The 781-nt window shown below is 48.5% G+C and carries 2 protein-coding genes; both read right to left on the reverse strand.

The genetic code is table 11. From position 1 onward, the window contains the following. A partial coding sequence (locus A3738_RS23600; RefSeq protein ID WP_197473989.1) for a DUF58 domain-containing protein occupies window positions 1-515 on the reverse strand: 515 nt, incomplete at its 3' end. A gap of 15 nt (window positions 516-530) precedes the next feature. Beyond that, window positions 531-781: AAA family ATPase (locus A3738_RS31450; RefSeq protein ID WP_369819827.1), on the reverse strand; the 251-nt coding region annotated here is incomplete at its 5' end.

Here is a 781-nt window from a genome sequence, read left to right on the forward strand (position 1 = left end):
TCGTTGTTTAACGCAACGACATGGTTGATGTACTGAAGAATAGACTTGCGGTTACGACCGGGTTTGATAGTGAGTAGTTGTTGATCGTTAAAAATTATTCCGCCTACGCGATCATTATGCGCATACGCACTCCAAGACAATAGTGCTGCACATCGCGCTGCGAGTACAGATTTTAAACAGCCGCGGCTACCAAAAAACATAGAAGCGCTCTGATCACAGATAACCACAACAGGACGCTCTCGCTCTTCTTGGAATAGCTTTGTATGCGTAGATTGTTTGCGCGCAGTTACACGCCAATCGATGCTTCGCACATCGTCACCCGCTTGATAGGGACGTACTTCTGCGAACTCCATCCCGCGCCCCTTGAAGCGGGAGTGATGCGAGCCGGCTTGTTGCTGCTTAACAACACGCGCCCGAAAATAACTCAAACGACGCGCTGTCGAACTCAGTTTAACGAGCGATTCAACGCTGACATAAACACCTGCGTTGATCAATTTGTCGGATATTACGCGCACGATCGTGATGAAAGCTTATGCGACGGGGACGCACGACAACAAATGGTCGATAACATCATTTATAGATACGCCTTCTGCCTCGGCATCAAAGCTAAGCAGAATTCTGTGGCGATAAACATCATGGATCACAGCACTCACATCTTGAGGTGAGACGAAGTCTTTTCCTTTAATCCATGCGTAGGCCCGTGCACAACGATCGAGTGAAATTGTGCCTCTGGGGCTCACACCAAATTCGACCCAACGTGCAAGCTCTTCGCTAAATCTTC

The sequence above is a fragment of the Oleiphilus sp. HI0066 genome (genome assembly GCF_001635725.1).